General features: G+C 43.1%; 18 protein-coding genes and 1 pseudogene. 12 read left to right on the forward strand and 7 right to left on the reverse strand.

Annotation, left to right across the window (positions count from 1 at the left end):
• On the forward strand, positions 1-337 hold a 337-nt coding region (locus IQ242_RS05280), incomplete at its 5' end, for a DNA phosphorothioation-associated protein 4 (RefSeq protein ID WP_193959265.1).
• A gap of 8 nt (positions 338-345) precedes the next feature.
• Here IQ242_RS05280 and IQ242_RS05285 read toward each other — a convergent pair.
• From IQ242_RS05285 to IQ242_RS05295, 3 genes are read right to left on the reverse strand one after another with little or no spacing between them, the layout of a single operon-like run.
• Entirely contained in the window at positions 346-984 is a 639-nt protein-coding gene (locus tag IQ242_RS05285) for a DUF1361 domain-containing protein (RefSeq protein WP_193959266.1), read from the reverse strand.
• A gap of 3 nt (positions 985-987) precedes the next feature.
• Positions 988-1,404, reverse strand: coding sequence for a thioesterase family protein (locus IQ242_RS05290; RefSeq protein WP_193959267.1), 417 nt, complete (start codon positions 1,402-1,404; stop codon positions 988-990).
• 7 nt (positions 1,405-1,411) lie between these two features.
• Positions 1,412-1,930: a cofactor assembly of complex C subunit B gene (locus IQ242_RS05295; protein WP_110579145.1), complete on the reverse strand. Its 519-nt coding sequence runs from the start codon at positions 1,928-1,930 to the stop codon at positions 1,412-1,414.
• Positions 1,931-2,065: 135 nt separating this feature from the next.
• On the opposite strand from IQ242_RS05295, the gene IQ242_RS05300 reads away from it, so the two are divergent.
• From IQ242_RS05300 to IQ242_RS05310, 3 genes are all read left to right on the forward strand, one after another.
• The gene (locus IQ242_RS05300; RefSeq protein ID WP_193959268.1) at positions 2,066-2,971 is read left to right on the forward strand and encodes a metal ABC transporter permease; all 906 of its coding nucleotides are present in this window, start codon (positions 2,066-2,068) and stop codon (positions 2,969-2,971) included.
• 476 nt (positions 2,972-3,447) lie between these two features.
• Positions 3,448-4,086 carry a MotA/TolQ/ExbB proton channel family protein gene (locus tag IQ242_RS05305; RefSeq protein ID WP_002760669.1) on the forward strand — a complete coding sequence of 213 codons (639 nt, stop codon included), beginning with the start codon at positions 3,448-3,450 and terminating at the stop codon, positions 4,084-4,086.
• 19 nt (positions 4,087-4,105) lie between these two features.
• A complete protein-coding gene (locus IQ242_RS05310) occupies positions 4,106-4,675 on the forward strand; it encodes a biopolymer transporter ExbD (protein WP_052275703.1) in 570 nt (189 codons plus the stop codon).
• On the opposite strand, the gene IQ242_RS05315 is transcribed toward IQ242_RS05310, so the two are convergent.
• The 3 genes from IQ242_RS05315 to IQ242_RS05325 form a co-directional block, all read right to left on the reverse strand.
• Complete coding sequence (locus tag IQ242_RS05315) at positions 4,676-5,026, reverse strand: hypothetical protein (protein WP_052275704.1); 351 nt, start codon at positions 5,024-5,026, stop codon at positions 4,676-4,678.
• Positions 5,027-5,303: 277 nt separating this feature from the next.
• Positions 5,304-6,341: a polysaccharide pyruvyl transferase CsaB gene (gene csaB, locus IQ242_RS05320; RefSeq protein WP_193959269.1), complete on the reverse strand. Its 1,038-nt coding sequence runs from the start codon at positions 6,339-6,341 to the stop codon at positions 5,304-5,306.
• 139 nt (positions 6,342-6,480) lie between these two features.
• Positions 6,481-7,560 carry a RuBisCO accumulation factor 1 gene (locus tag IQ242_RS05325; RefSeq protein WP_193959270.1) on the reverse strand — a complete coding sequence of 360 codons (1,080 nt, stop codon included), beginning with the start codon at positions 7,558-7,560 and terminating at the stop codon, positions 6,481-6,483.
• A 213-nt stretch (positions 7,561-7,773) separates the two neighbouring features.
• On the opposite strand from IQ242_RS05325, the gene IQ242_RS05330 reads away from it, so the two are divergent.
• The 3 genes from IQ242_RS05330 (at position 7,774) to IQ242_RS05340 (ending at position 11,184) form a co-directional block, all read left to right on the forward strand.
• Positions 7,774-8,574, forward strand: coding sequence for a carbon dioxide-concentrating mechanism protein (locus IQ242_RS05330; RefSeq protein WP_002787918.1), 801 nt, complete (start codon positions 7,774-7,776; stop codon positions 8,572-8,574).
• Between the two features lie 625 nt (positions 8,575-9,199).
• Positions 9,200-9,868: a bstEII gene (locus tag IQ242_RS05335; RefSeq protein WP_228020832.1), complete on the forward strand. Its 669-nt coding sequence runs from the start codon at positions 9,200-9,202 to the stop codon at positions 9,866-9,868.
• Positions 9,853-11,184: a site-specific DNA-methyltransferase gene (locus IQ242_RS05340; protein WP_193959271.1), complete on the forward strand. Its 1,332-nt coding sequence runs from the start codon at positions 9,853-9,855 to the stop codon at positions 11,182-11,184. Before IQ242_RS05335 ends, IQ242_RS05340 begins: the two co-directional genes overlap by 16 nt.
• A gap of 9 nt (positions 11,185-11,193) precedes the next feature.
• Here the strand turns inward: IQ242_RS05340 and IQ242_RS25845 are convergent, their stop codons facing one another.
• Positions 11,194-11,343, reverse strand: a complete 150-nt coding sequence (locus IQ242_RS25845; protein ID WP_228020833.1) for a hypothetical protein — start codon at positions 11,341-11,343, stop codon at positions 11,194-11,196.
• Positions 11,344-11,405: 62 nt separating this feature from the next.
• Between IQ242_RS25845 and IQ242_RS05345 the strand changes: the two genes are divergently transcribed.
• The 5 genes and pseudogenes from IQ242_RS05345 to IQ242_RS05365 all read left to right on the forward strand — a co-directional run.
• On the forward strand, positions 11,406-11,615 hold the full coding sequence (locus tag IQ242_RS05345) for a DUF2281 domain-containing protein (RefSeq protein ID WP_008196743.1): 210 nt from the start codon (positions 11,406-11,408) through the stop codon (positions 11,613-11,615).
• A complete protein-coding gene (locus IQ242_RS05350) occupies positions 11,615-12,022 on the forward strand; it encodes a PIN domain-containing protein (RefSeq protein WP_370582962.1) in 408 nt (135 codons plus the stop codon). The genes IQ242_RS05345 and IQ242_RS05350 overlap by 1 nt, the downstream gene beginning before the upstream one ends.
• A 174-nt stretch (positions 12,023-12,196) precedes the next feature.
• Positions 12,197-12,499 (forward strand): hypothetical protein, encoded by a 303-nt coding sequence (locus IQ242_RS05355; protein ID WP_193959273.1) that lies wholly within the window; start codon positions 12,197-12,199, stop codon positions 12,497-12,499.
• Positions 12,480-12,854: a type II toxin-antitoxin system PemK/MazF family toxin gene (locus IQ242_RS05360; protein ID WP_193959274.1), complete on the forward strand. Its 375-nt coding sequence runs from the start codon at positions 12,480-12,482 to the stop codon at positions 12,852-12,854. The genes IQ242_RS05355 and IQ242_RS05360 overlap by 20 nt, the downstream gene beginning before the upstream one ends.
• A gap of 350 nt (positions 12,855-13,204) precedes the next feature.
• Positions 13,205-13,519, forward strand: a pseudogene (locus tag IQ242_RS05365) (tail length tape measure protein); the annotation flags it as partial.

A 13,519-nucleotide genomic window follows, 5' to 3' on the forward strand; every position in this document is an offset into this window, starting at 1 on the left:
GGTAAGATATCAAGAGAGGGTGACGATAGAAAATGTAGCGAAGGAACCCTCACCTATTAACCTAGAAATTTTTATTTCTCGTGGCTACGATACCCTAATCAAATTATTGGCAGTCAATGAATTCCAAGACACGAAAATTCTTTCTCCTCATCGGGTAGATTCGGAAGCTTTGCGAGTGACAATTTTCGAGGAATATGCCAACGCTGGTTTAGCAAGATTAGAACGAGAATTGCGCGGTGCGGTGGATTATACTGAAAGATTATTGTTAATTATCAGTCAAGAACGTTTTCGAGAAATTACTGCCACAACCGAATTCGATTTAGGGAGATTTTTGTAGTATAAATTCTAGTTATTCTCGTAGGAAGCAAAAAATCGATTGTAAAGCCTTTTATTGATTTCGTATAGTAGCCAAATAATTAAAAAACAGACAGAGATAAATATCAAAGGTTTTTTAGTCAGTAAATTCTGCAAACTCCAGAATAGTTGCTGCGGTTGAGTGACTAGATGCCAACTATTCAGCCGGAGAAAACGCCCTAGATAAATACCGATCGCACTTAAAAAATGGAGAGTTATTTCTAGGGGTAAAACTGCTGAATTTAGCTGACTTTGCTGACAATAACTTTTTAAATTAAGTAAGGAGAGAACGTATAGCTGAAAGCCAATAAAAATAAAGAAGCTATACTGGGGGATTAAAACTAAAAAAATTAAACTTTTGGCGTAATCCTGCTGAAGATAGGCGATTAAATGAATGCTATCGGTGAGAATATAGGGAGCATTGGGTAAAAAAAGCAGGAAAACTAAGAGAATTAACCACCAGAGTAGGGAACGATCGACGGTGATCCGAAATAGCCAAAAGCTGAGGATAAAGGGGATAAAAGCCAGAAAAGAATTCCAGATAATTCTCCCGGTGCTAAGGTTAAATAATTGCCAAGCATTGTGCCACCAATCCCTAGTTAAAATTATCGTTAAATCTGCCCAAATCATCCCTTAAATACCAGTCTCCTCTAGGGTTGATAAATATCCTAACCAATTTTTTAAAGATTCCGGGAAAGGGATTCTTTTTCTAGCGGTGGGATCGATGCACACATGGCGAGTTTTCGCTTTTCCGACCATGATTTCAGCCAAATAAATTTTATACTGCAATTGAAACTCGTTTTCGCTCAGGGATCGGGCAGTGAAATCAATTTGTATGCGATCGCCACAAAAAAGAGGCCGAAAAAACTGGATTTCCGCTTGAGTAATCGGTAGGGCAACCGGAGAATCTTTGAAAAAATCTTTGATATTGATGCCAAATTGTGCTAAAGAAAACTCGTAGGCTTCATGACAGATCGAGAGAAGATGGGCAAAGTAAACCACACCGGCCGCATCGGTATCGGCCAGATAAATTAGGCGCTCGTAGGGCATAAAAAGCTTATTGTCTTTCCAGAAAGGTTAAACTATCTTGTAGTTGTCTTAACTCGTCCCGATGGGCTTTGACAGTTAATTCCGTTTGCTGAGATTTGCTTTCTACTTTAAAAGCCACTTCTTCTAAACGGCCGACTTTTTGCCAATAGAAAACACCCGCGAGGGGAGATAAACCCACAAGAGCAAAAATATAGGGATTAGTATCGGGAAATAACACCGATAACACCAGTGAGAAGCAAAATAAACCCAAGGCCGCCAAAATTGTCAAAAATATCGCTAGAAAGGTGCTAGGAGGCACAAAACCCTGTAATCTGACAATATTCTGTTCGGGTTCGATCGCCTTGACTTGATAGGAACGTCGGTCAAAATAATCTCGCAGTTGTTCTAATAGTTGGTCGTCACTGGTACTGGTAAGATAGACACGCTGTTCGATACGCTCCTTGACGGAACCGCGAATAAAAAAGAATAATCCCACCATGAGCAGGAGAGTCAGAAAAAAAGTTGAGGAAAGAACGGGGGTATCCATGGCGGCAGTTAGGAGCGAAAAAACTTACAATTAATCCTAATTATCCTAACCTATCTTCTCCCCCGATTTAGAAGATAGACCCTAGGAGCAAAACCTCGATCGAGAATCAGAAAAATTTAACCCCAAGGCAGATTCATGGGCAACAATCTATTAACAGGATTAATCGAACCCTTACAGTATAGTTTCATGCAGAGATCCCTAATTGAAGCTATCATCGTCGGGATCATTTGTGCGGTGGTGGGAACCTACCTGATGGTACAACGTTTGGCCCTCTTGGGCGATGCCATCAGTCACTCGGTCCTCCCCGGATTAGCGATCGCTTTTATTGGTAATTTTAATCTGCTACTGGGTGCTTTACTAGCCTCAATGGTCAGTACCCTACTGATTAACTTAATCCGTAATCGTTCCCCAATCAAAGAAGATGCGGCCATGGGTATCGTTTTCTCGGCTTTTTTTGCCCTTGGCATCACCCTGATCACTCTCATCCAAAAAAACAACAAAATTGACCTTAATCACTTTCTCTTCGGCAATATTCTCGGTGTTACTGCTGCCGACATTCGCGATACCCTAATTATTGCCGTTATCGTTTTATTAACCGTTTTGCTCCTGTATAAAGAACTATTATTCTACACTTTCGACAAAATCGGGGCGCAAGCGGCGGGTTTACCAGTAAATTTATTAGATTTAGGCTTAATGCTCCTGATCGGTCTGACAATCGTTGCTAGTCTCCAAGCGGTGGGAGTAATCCTCGTTTTGTCCCTTTTGATTACCCCCGCGGCCACTGCTTATCTTTTAGTTACCCGTCTCCATCAAGTCATGGCTTTAGGTGTGGGTGTGGGTATTATTTCTAGTATCAGTGGGATGTATTTCAGTTATTACTGGAATTTACCCTCTGGACCAGCGATCGTGCTTGTCGCTTTTACCCTATTTATGTTGGCCTTTTTATTCAGTCCCCGTCAGGGAATTTTCACTCATCCCTCTAGTCTAGGTGGTCAACTTTCTATCTGGGGAGAGATGAAAAATTTGTTGAGACGACGTTAGTTTGCAGCAGAAGGTGGGGTTTTTGGCCCGTGATCAAAAACAGCCGACGACTGACGACTAAAAAACTGATAACTGCTATAAGTAGGTGGGTGGAATTAAATATAAGATGAACTTAGGTTGGGCTTCGGCCGTGAGCTTTTGCCGAACGGTTGAAGCATGAAACCCAACCCCCGCATGGGTTACGCTACCGCTAACCCATCCTACAAATAATTGTGCCTCCCTATTTAAGTAGTCGTGCAGAATTAATTTCCTAGTCGAGACTCCGAGACAGTAGAGGATGCCCTATCAGGTTATACTTCATCTTTAGGAGAAACGCCTTAAGTATGGCACGATTTTTGAAAAATGGTATAAAAAGTATAAATGTCAATCGATCGACTTAAATCTTAAACTAAATAATCAAGCCCGAATCGCCCGGTATTGGAGGAACAAAACAACTCGTGAGTATACCTGATTTAATCCAAAAAGGCGGAGTGGCCATGTGGCCGCTGCTTTTTCTGTCTATTTTAGCTCTTAGCACTATTATCGAACGAATTTGGTTTTGGAGTCGTACTCTCCTCAGTGAGGGCCAGATTTTAAATCGCATTATGGAATCGGCCATCCGTAACTGGGATTTGGCGGCAAAAGTCGCCGGAGATTCCCGCAATCACCCCATTGGTAGCTATCTTTATGCTCCCCTGCGCTTAGAAAATCCAGATCCAGAGGTTTTTCACTTTGCCCTCGAATCGGCTGCCGATGAACAATTATCCCTAATGAAACGGGGCGATAAAATCCTTGAGGCAGTCATTGCCCTTTCTCCCCTGTTAGGATTATTAGGGACGGTACTCGGTTTAATTACCTCTTTGGCCAATATTCAATTAAGTGACCTGGGAACTTCCTCCACAGCCGGAGTAACTTTAGGTATTAGTGAAGCTTTAATTTCCACCGCTACCGGCTTAATTGTCGCTATTTTTAGCCTCGCTTTCTATCGTGTTTTTCAGGGACTCTGGTTCAATCAAGCCCGAATTTTTCGCAAGGCCGGCAGTGATTTAGAAATTATCTACCGCCAACGCTGGTTACACCAAGAAGACCAACAATACGCCCTCAGTGCTAACCTAGAAAAACCTCTCGATCGCTAAGTCTCCCCCCTTATCAAGCATGGCCGAAACTAAATCTCTTAACCACAAAAAGCCAAAAAGTAGCCATATTACGGCTCGTCCGCTCAAATTATGGCATGATCAACAGCGCATTCAAGAGGATGTGCAGGTTAATATCATCCCCTTGATCGATGTAATTTTCTGTATTCTCACTTTCTTTATTCTTGGTGCAGTGGGATTATCTCGCCAACAGGCTATCAGCCTCGATTTACCGAAAGCTAGTACCGCCACCACCCCGATGCGGGAAATGTTGGTGGTTAGTCTCGATGATTTCGGACAACTCTACGTCGAAAAACAAATGGTGACTCGCGCCCAGTTGTTCGAGGCGATCAAGAATTATCATCAATATAGTCCCAATGGACTGATGGTACTGAATGCCTCCAGAAATGCCAGTTATAACGAAGTGGTTGGGGTTTTAGACCTACTGCGACAGGTAGGCGGTGATCGTGTGGCTTTAGCGACGCTATCGGGGGAGGCTAACAATCCCACCCTGGAAAATAGCAATCCTTTGCCCAATTTGCCGACTAATCCCACCTTGCCCAGTTTACCCAATCCTCTGGGCAGAAATTAACTAGGAATGGATGCGATAGGTAAGTAATTGTTCTTCGAGAGCAGCAATGCGATTGTAGGCCGCTGTCAATTGTGCCGTTAATCGGCGAATTTGGATTTCATCGGCAAAAGAATTATCGCCATTGACAGCTGGCGCTTGTTTGCCACCGTGATCCCGGAGAATATCTTTATGATCGTAGAGGCTATTATCGGATAACTCGGAAAAACCGACCATTTCCAGGGATTCTCCCAGGGAATGACTCGATTTATCCCCAGCTAGGATAGCAATTTGCTGGCTGAGGCTTTCGACAATATCCTGTAGACGCTCGACTTTCTGCTCAAGACTGATAATCTGTTGTTGTAGTCCATTCATGCAATTACCTAGGGATAAAGGAGGTTTCCCCTCTATGCTAGGCTCTGGAGGAAATGGGCTATAACAATTTCTGATTGATTTAACGATCCCTTTACTGCCCTTAACGAAAATATGGCACGGGAAGTCCCCACACGAGACCGAAGCGGGATGGGGATGTGCCGAGTCCCTCCTTTCCCCTTGATCAAAACCTATGCCACAATGTCAAGGACTTAAGCATATTTTGAGACTTTTTAGAATGAAATAGCCCTGGCATCGGTAATCGCACTCGACATAAAAATTAGCTCACCAATCTAGATAAAATTTCTCGATGAATTAAAGCTCGATCGATTAAAAAATGTTTGCGATCGCTAGTTAATCCCTCTCCATTGGCATAAAAATCAATCCAAGTGGTACTAATATCATTAACTGCCTCTGGTAACTGATCTAATTCCCAACCTGGCATCGGTACTTCGGCAATTAATCGCGACACTTTCGGATCATAACTAAGGGCAAAACAACGACAATCTTCTGCCGCGGCCATAATTAAACTATGAAAGCGCATTCCGATCACCATTTCTACCCCGCGAAATAAGCCTTTTAACTGTCTTGGATCCTCTAAACTAATGATTTTATAATTTTCCCTTAATTGACGTGCTACAGCTTCACAGAGGGGCAAATCCCGCGACTTTTGAAAAGGGACTAGGAGAATAAACGCCCCCGTACTGATTTGTAAATCAATTAAAGCTTGGGTTAATTTATCTAATTTTGCCGCGGTTAATAGGGGATGGGGACGTAAATTTACGGCGATTCTTGGGGCAGGTAAATCCGATAATCCCTTGACTGATTGAGCGTCTAAAGCCCATACTGGATCGGGGGCAACAATGGGATGAATACCCCAATTGGCGACTAAATGAGCCGATATATCATCGCGCACACTAACTAAACTACATTGTTTTAAGACTTTTTTGGTTAACCAACGGGTAAAAGGTCTATTTAATGGTCCAATTCCCTGGGCCCAAGCAATAGTTTTTAAGCCCAATAATTGAGCAAGAGCCATTAAACCACCGTAATAAATTGGACTGGTAACACTGGTGACATCCTGCATTAAACTGCCGCCACCCCAGATAAATATATCGGCTTTTTTAAGAGTTTGAAAAACTCGCCACCAATCCCTACTAGGACAGGTTTCCACTCCATAACGTTGACTGGTTTCTCTGGGATTATTTGACAAAACAATAGGTTTAATTTCTGACGGCAACATCTGCAATAGAGACACTAATAATGCCTCATCTCCTCCGTTTCCTCTCCCATAATATCCACAAATTACTGCACGCATATATCAGTTATCAGTTATCAGTTATCAGTTATCAGTTGTCAGTTATCAGATTTTTTATACTCACTCCCCTAATTCATAATTCATAATTCATAATTCCCACTAACCACTGATCACTGGTTACTGATCACTGATCACTGATTTAGTCGTCCATTTGCCAGGGTTCGGTGATGTTTTTTTCATCGAGGATATTTTTGGCTCTTAAAATCAAGACCAATTGACCTAGGATGGTGACATCGGGGGGACTATCAAACCATTGTAAAGAGACGGAATTATCTCTCTCTACTAGATAATAATTGTTCACGTCCCATTCGGCCAAAACTCGATCGATCACTAATAACACTTCCTCGGACCTGGTGGCAATCGATCGAGGTAATTGATCACTAGGCCATAAAATCGCTACAGGATCGATCGCCTTTAGAATTGCTTGCCAACCGGGGAGAGGCACAATCGTTTGTTTATCCCCCACCGTTACCAGTCGAAAAGGTTCCTCGACGCTCAAACTTTCTGTGCATTTTATATCAGTTACCGTCACCGGAAATCTTCCTACTAAAGGGATAATTCTGGCTAATTCGTCCTCATCCTGTAAACGATGGACGGGCAGCAGGGGAGCGCTACGGGAGGGAGTAACGGTAAAATCTTGTAGTAAAGACTCGATCGCCTGTCTGGCCGAGTCAGAATGGGCAAATTTCAACCCTTTAGCGATTAATTTCGCTCTTTCGGCTAAATCTCGCTTTTGTTTGCCCCGTTTCCAACACTGATAAGCGATCGCATCTCCAGGATGACGGGTAAATTCACTGGGAATCTGGGATAAACGGGAAAAATCTTGGATAGCTTTGGCGATATCGTGTGCTTCAGCCACCTCAATCCTTTTTTCTGCCGCTAATTTCGCTGCCCCCAGTCTTTGTTCTTGGTTGAGAATCCGCAATTCGTATAGCACATCACTGCGCGGCCCGATGTAGTAACTTAATAAATCTTCAGCTGCTCCCGCTTTGATTAAACTCTCAAAAACTTGGGCAGCGACAATAATTAAATTTTGTTGGGCATTTTGAAACCCGGTTTGTTCAAAAATTAACTGGGAATCGTAGCCAGCTTTTTGCAGTTTTTGACATTTTTGCCCCCAATTCACCCAATTTCCTTCCTTATGAAGCAGCGAGCGCATTAATTCGGTCGCTTCCGTTTCGCTGATTCGATCATCTGTACTGCGAGGCTGTTCTGTCATAGACAACTTGATCAAGCTACAATAACTAAAATTTATCTAATCCCTAAAAAATCTTCAATAGCAATTAAGGTTAACAGGATAGACTAGATAGTAACAGGATAGCTGACAATCACCCCCTTCGTACCTGTTAGGGCAAGTTTATCTTCAATGTCTAGATTAAGAGTTAATGGAAGCATTCCCCCCTCGTCCACAACTAACCCCGGTCAAAGGACGATGAAAACCAAGCGTCACCCCAAAGATAGCGCCTTGGGTTTAGTCTCTACCCTCAGCTTTCCGGCGATCGTCGGGACGGCGGATATGATGCTAAAATCGGCAGAAGTTACCCTCGTGGGTTACGAAAAAATTGGCGGTGGTCACTGTACGGCGATCGTGCGTGGTAATATTGCCGATGTGCGTTTAGCAGTGGAAGAAGGGGCAAAAACCGCCGCACAGTTCGGACAATTGGTATCTAAATCGGTTATTCCCCGACCGATGCCCAATTTAGAGGTAATTTTCCCCATTGGTAGCCGTTTAGCCGAAATTGCCCAAAGTCAACGGGGTTTCAGCAAACTGAGCAATATGTCGATCGGTCTCTTGGAAACCCGCGGTTTTCCTGCTATGGTGGGGGCAGCGGATGCCATGTTAAAATCGGCCGATGTGCAGTTAGCTTCCTACGAAACGATTGGGGATGGTTTGTGTACGGCCATTATCCGGGGTTCCGTCGCTAATGTGGCCGTAGCCATTGATGCGGGAATGCGGGAAGCGGAGAAAATCGGTGAACTGCACGCGGTGATGATTATTCCCCGTTTATTGGAAGATTTAGAACATACCCTACCGGTAGCCAGCTACTGGTTAGAAACTCCCGAACCTTTACCGATGTTGTTACCCAATACTGTCCGGGAAAAACAACGGGAATTAGTCGCTTTACCGGAATTGGAAAAAACCAAAATACCAATTCGTCGCCAAGAAATGCAGGAAAAAGTGTTAGAAGAAGTGATTCCCGTGGAAGTTATCATCGATGAGGACAGTTATTAATTTTTATTTTCAACCTTGCTCCTATGCTGCTAAAAGTACAGGAGCAAAAGGTTGAATTAGGATTTGCGGCAAAAAGTTTGTTACTGGGTGTGGATTTCCCAGTAAAAAATCTGTACAGAAGCCCCCGACAATTAAACGAATCGAATAATGATAAATTTTTGTCAAGAGGTGCGGTCAGATCGAATAATCGTCGCTAGAATCAGCCTAAAATGTCAGGAATTTAGTTAAATAAGGTTTTTGGCAATAGGCTAATCTGGCTAACACGCTTTTGGGCGTAATATAGGGAAGACTTCTGGCGATTGCGCCTAGATGGGTTGATATGCCAAAAGTTGACCCATATCGTTACCCCAGAGAGTGTTATACGGAAAGTTTCCGGATAATATGTAGTTAGAACCTCTTAAATAGTGGGTCTGCAAGCTCAATGAAAAAAGAACGAAAATTTTCCGACTACAAATCCGAAGCTGAGGCATGGATCACACTCGCCACAGGTGAGTATTACCCAGATATTCTCCCTGACGCTTGCCGATTATATGAGCCAGTTCTAGTCGAGTTTGGGCTATTGCTAAAGACATCGCATTCTTCCACTAACTTTTTCACCTCTATTATGGACACGAGGAATCAGTGGATGCGTACGCAGCTTTGCCGTGTATTTAAGAAGTACGTTAGCCCACAAACACCAGTGGAAATGTTAAAAAGAAAAACAGACGCAGATAAAATATGCGCTCAGTTTGGTGATGCTTTCAGGAATATTGTCGAAGTCCAACAAAAATTTGACAGTCGCCCCATGCCCGACGAAGCGTTATGCGCAGTGCTTTGGGAATACAAGGATCGCGGTAAAAAAGGGTATGACTTAACTGAAAGGTTATTCGATGTTCTGCGCAGCCAGCATATCGGGTTGGTTGTTACGGGCCCGGAAAGAGCGGGTAAAGATGTACTGCTAGGAAATGTTTTTAATGATTACCCGAAGCCAGATCGTCCAGTAGATTTCGTTATCTATGAAGGCAAGAAAGTGCTTGCTATTGGTTTGGCTCGCTACGACTCAGATCGCGGCGGTGCACAGGAGGACGATCGCACAGGTCAATATCGTGAAGTTGCCCAAGAGATTCTTGACTATGCAGACAGTCATGGATTGCCGCATATCAAAGTGGTCTATGTAAATGACGGCCCAGGCCTCTTACTTGGTTCTATGTGGAATGATTACGCCTACATCGAAGATCAATGGCCAGACCGAGTAAAGGTTGTCACGCTGCGCATGGTTCCAGATCGCATCACATCTGAATGGTTGAGGTCTTAAGTATGGCGGTTCCAATTCCAGGCATGGGAAATCGTACAAGAGGAGAAAGGGTGTCGCCTGTGGACAGTAATGGTTTTCGCCTAGAGTACCCCGGAAAAAAGGCACAAGAAGATATTCTTGCGCTTCCCGCAGGACACTACTTGCCAAATTCGGCATATTCAGGCGGCGATAATAGGCTTTACCACGCGGACAACTTGGCTGTACTTGCGGCTTTAGCGAGGGATGAAGCCGTAAGCGGAAAAGTGAAACTTGTTTACATCGATCCTCCATTTGCAACTGCATCATCCTTTGAGTCAAGAAAACAAAACCATGCTTATGACGATCATCTTGTTGGACCTGATTTTGTTGAAACGTTACGCGAACGCCTAATTTTAATTCACCGTTTGTTGGCCGATGATGGTTCGCTATACCTTCACCTTGATGAAAGAATGATTTTTCATTTTCGCGTCGTCTTAGATGAAATTTTCGGAGAGAAAAATTTCCGAAATTGCATAACGCGCAAGAAGTGCAATCCTAAGAACTACACGAGAAAGACATACGGAAATGTAGCCGACTACATTCTTTTCTACACAAAGAGCGATAACTATGTATGGAACCGACCAATTGAACCATGGGATGAAGTTAAATCAGTAAAGGAGTATCCATGCCTTGATCCCGATGGGCGCAGATACAAAAAAGTACCCGTCCATGCTCCCGGTGTCCGTAACGGGGAAACAGGTGGGGAGTGGAAAGGCAAGCTGCCGCCACCCGGAAAGCATTGGCAATATAAACCGTCAACCCTAGATGAGATGGATGCCCGTGGAGAGATTTATTGGTCGCCAACGGGAAACCCGCGCCGAAAAATCTATCTTGAAAATAGCGCTGGAATTCCAGTGCAAGACATTTGGATGGACTTTCGTGACGCGCATAATCAAAACATTCATATAACTGGCTATCCAACGGAAAAGAATCCTGCACTTCTTTCTAGAATTATTGAAGCATCATCAAATCCTGGTGATCTTGTCCTAGATTGCTATGCAGGGTCTGGAACCACATTAGTGGTGGCATCAGAGCTTGGGCGAAAATGGATTGGTGTTGATCGTAGCCAGGAGGCTATTACAACAATATTGCATAGGATGGCTAATGGCTCGGATCGTATGGGTGATTTTGTCAATGAGAAATCCAAAAAAGCTTCATTGCCATTATTCAGCATTGCCGACTTCACACTGTTTGAAGAGGCTGCGGAAGAAAACATTCAGCCTAAAGATGCTGACATTACATCGCCAAACGGGGTTCTAACAATTCGTTCCAGCGGACGCGCTAAAGCGCGCCTCTGAACTTATCCGTTATGCTGAACCAATAAGCTGTAGTGCGATGCCGAAAGCACTGCGTAGCAGTACGCAATCTTGTAGGGTGCGTTCCCTAAGGTGGCTCCTACTGCTCCAGCGATCGATTTTGGGGAACGCACCATCCACATTGATTGAAACTGTGGGCATTATGCTAGAGTGGTGGTAAGAGCAGTTATCAACTACTACAAACAGTTGACTTGGTAAAATACATGAGTACATCTGCAAAATCACTAGAAGAACTGGTGAGACAATTACCGCCCCAGTTAAAGGTTGAAGTACAAACGTTTGTAGAGTCACTTTTAAGTAAATCTAATCAACCTATAAAACGTAAACTCCGTCAAGACTGGGCAGGGATGCTTAAAACCGATTACACATCAATTGAGTTACAGCATCTTGCAGTTGAATGGAGAAATGGCTAGTGTTTCTTCTGGATACGAATATTTGGCTAGAACGCTTATTAGGACAAGGACAGGCGGAGGTTGTTGCGGAGCTACTTGATACGCTCTCACCCTCTGATATGTGTATGACTGATTTTACTTTACATTCTATCGGGGTGATCTGTAATCGGCTGAATCAAAGAGACGTTTTTATCAAATTTGTCGATGACGTTTTGATTGATGCTGGTGTTGTGCTGGTCGGTGTTCCTGCTAACCAAATGAAGAGAGTCGTAGAAATAATAGATCTCTTTCGCTTGGATTTTGATGATGCTTACCAATATGTTGCTGCCGAGCTTGAAAAAGCTACTATTGTGAGTTTTGATCAAGATTTTGACAGGACAGAGCAAAGACGTTTGACTCCTATGCAAGTGCTTAAAATTAGAAATTAATTGCTTGCTCCCGTCAGTCATTGCCGTAGGGTGCGTTCCCTAATGTAAGTACTACTGCTCCAGCGCTCGATTTTGGGGAACGCACCATGTACATTGATTGAAGCTGTGGGTTAAAGTGCGGTCGCCGATCTTAATAAGCTACATTAACAACAATACTTAAAGAGAAGGCTTAAAATGGTTAAATCAACTTTGTACACGACAGCAAAAGTCCTACCGGGAAATAGAATTGAAATTGAATCTCCAGATCTGACTGTAGGACAAACTGTTGAGGTGGTTATTTTGGTTGAAGAAGTTAGTTCTGATTCTTCCACCACCGAAGATATATCTCCATCCTTAAAACAGCGTCTTGCTTTTCTGAAGTTACCAATGACTGAACGTAGAAATATTCTCAAAAGTCAAGCCGATATAATGCTCTCTCACTATCAACAAGATTCTGAATGGCAGGAGTTAATGGCAGGTGACATCATTGAGTATTAACCCTGAGCTGCCAAAACGTGGAGAAATTTGGTTAGTCAACTTCGATCCTACTGTGGGTGCAGAAATCAAAAAAGTGCGTCCTGCTGTCGTCATCAGTTCCGATTCAGTAGGAAAGCTTCCTATCAAGCTTATTGCTCCTATTACAGACTGGAAAACATATTTTTCCGCAAATTTCTGGCACGTTAAAATTGAACCTAACAGTATCAATGGATTGAATAAAGCTTCTGCAATTGATACTCTTCAACTAAGGGGGGTGGATTTACAAAGGTTTATTCATAAATTAGGAAGTGTTTCTGAAATTACAATGCTGGAAATTATAGCTTCCATTGCTACTGTAATCGAATTTGAGGTCTAACAAATGATTGCACCCGACCGTGTGTTAGATAACTCATAATCATGTAAACGTAGTGAATTCAGCTGGTAGGCTGCGTTCCCTAATGTGGCTCCTACTACTCCATCGATCGATTTTGGGGAACGCACCATGCACATTGATTGAAGCTGTGGGTTAAAGTGCGATGTGGGCTAATCTGGCTAACACGCTTTTGGGCGTGATATACCTGAACTTCCCCCATACATATATACCATAATAGCCGAAAACCCTTATCCATCAATGGATACACCCCCTTAACTTTTCTTAATGTACCCATGTAATTTGTAACATTTCTTAATGGACAAGAATTCTCTCCATTTGCTAAAATGATAGCCATGTATATAGAAAAAGTTCCTAACCGTAATTCTCCCCCCGCTGTTCTTCTTCGTGAGTCCTATCGAGAAGGAGAGCAAGTCAAAAAAAGAACCCTTGCCAATCTCTCAAAATTACCCGATGATATTATCGACAATCTAAAACTGGCTCTTAAAGGAGCAACACTGTCCATGAATGAAGGCATTCCCAATCATTTTGAAGTGATTAGAAGTCTTCCTCATGGTCATGTAATGGCTATTTTAGAGACGATTAAAAAATTAGGTTTAGATAAAATAATCAGTGAAAAATCCTCACGAATCAGAAACTTAGTGGTGGCG

The organism is Microcystis sp. LEGE 08355, from assembly GCF_015207185.1.
Classification (GTDB): domain Bacteria; phylum Cyanobacteriota; class Cyanobacteriia; order Cyanobacteriales; family Microcystaceae; genus Microcystis; species Microcystis panniformis.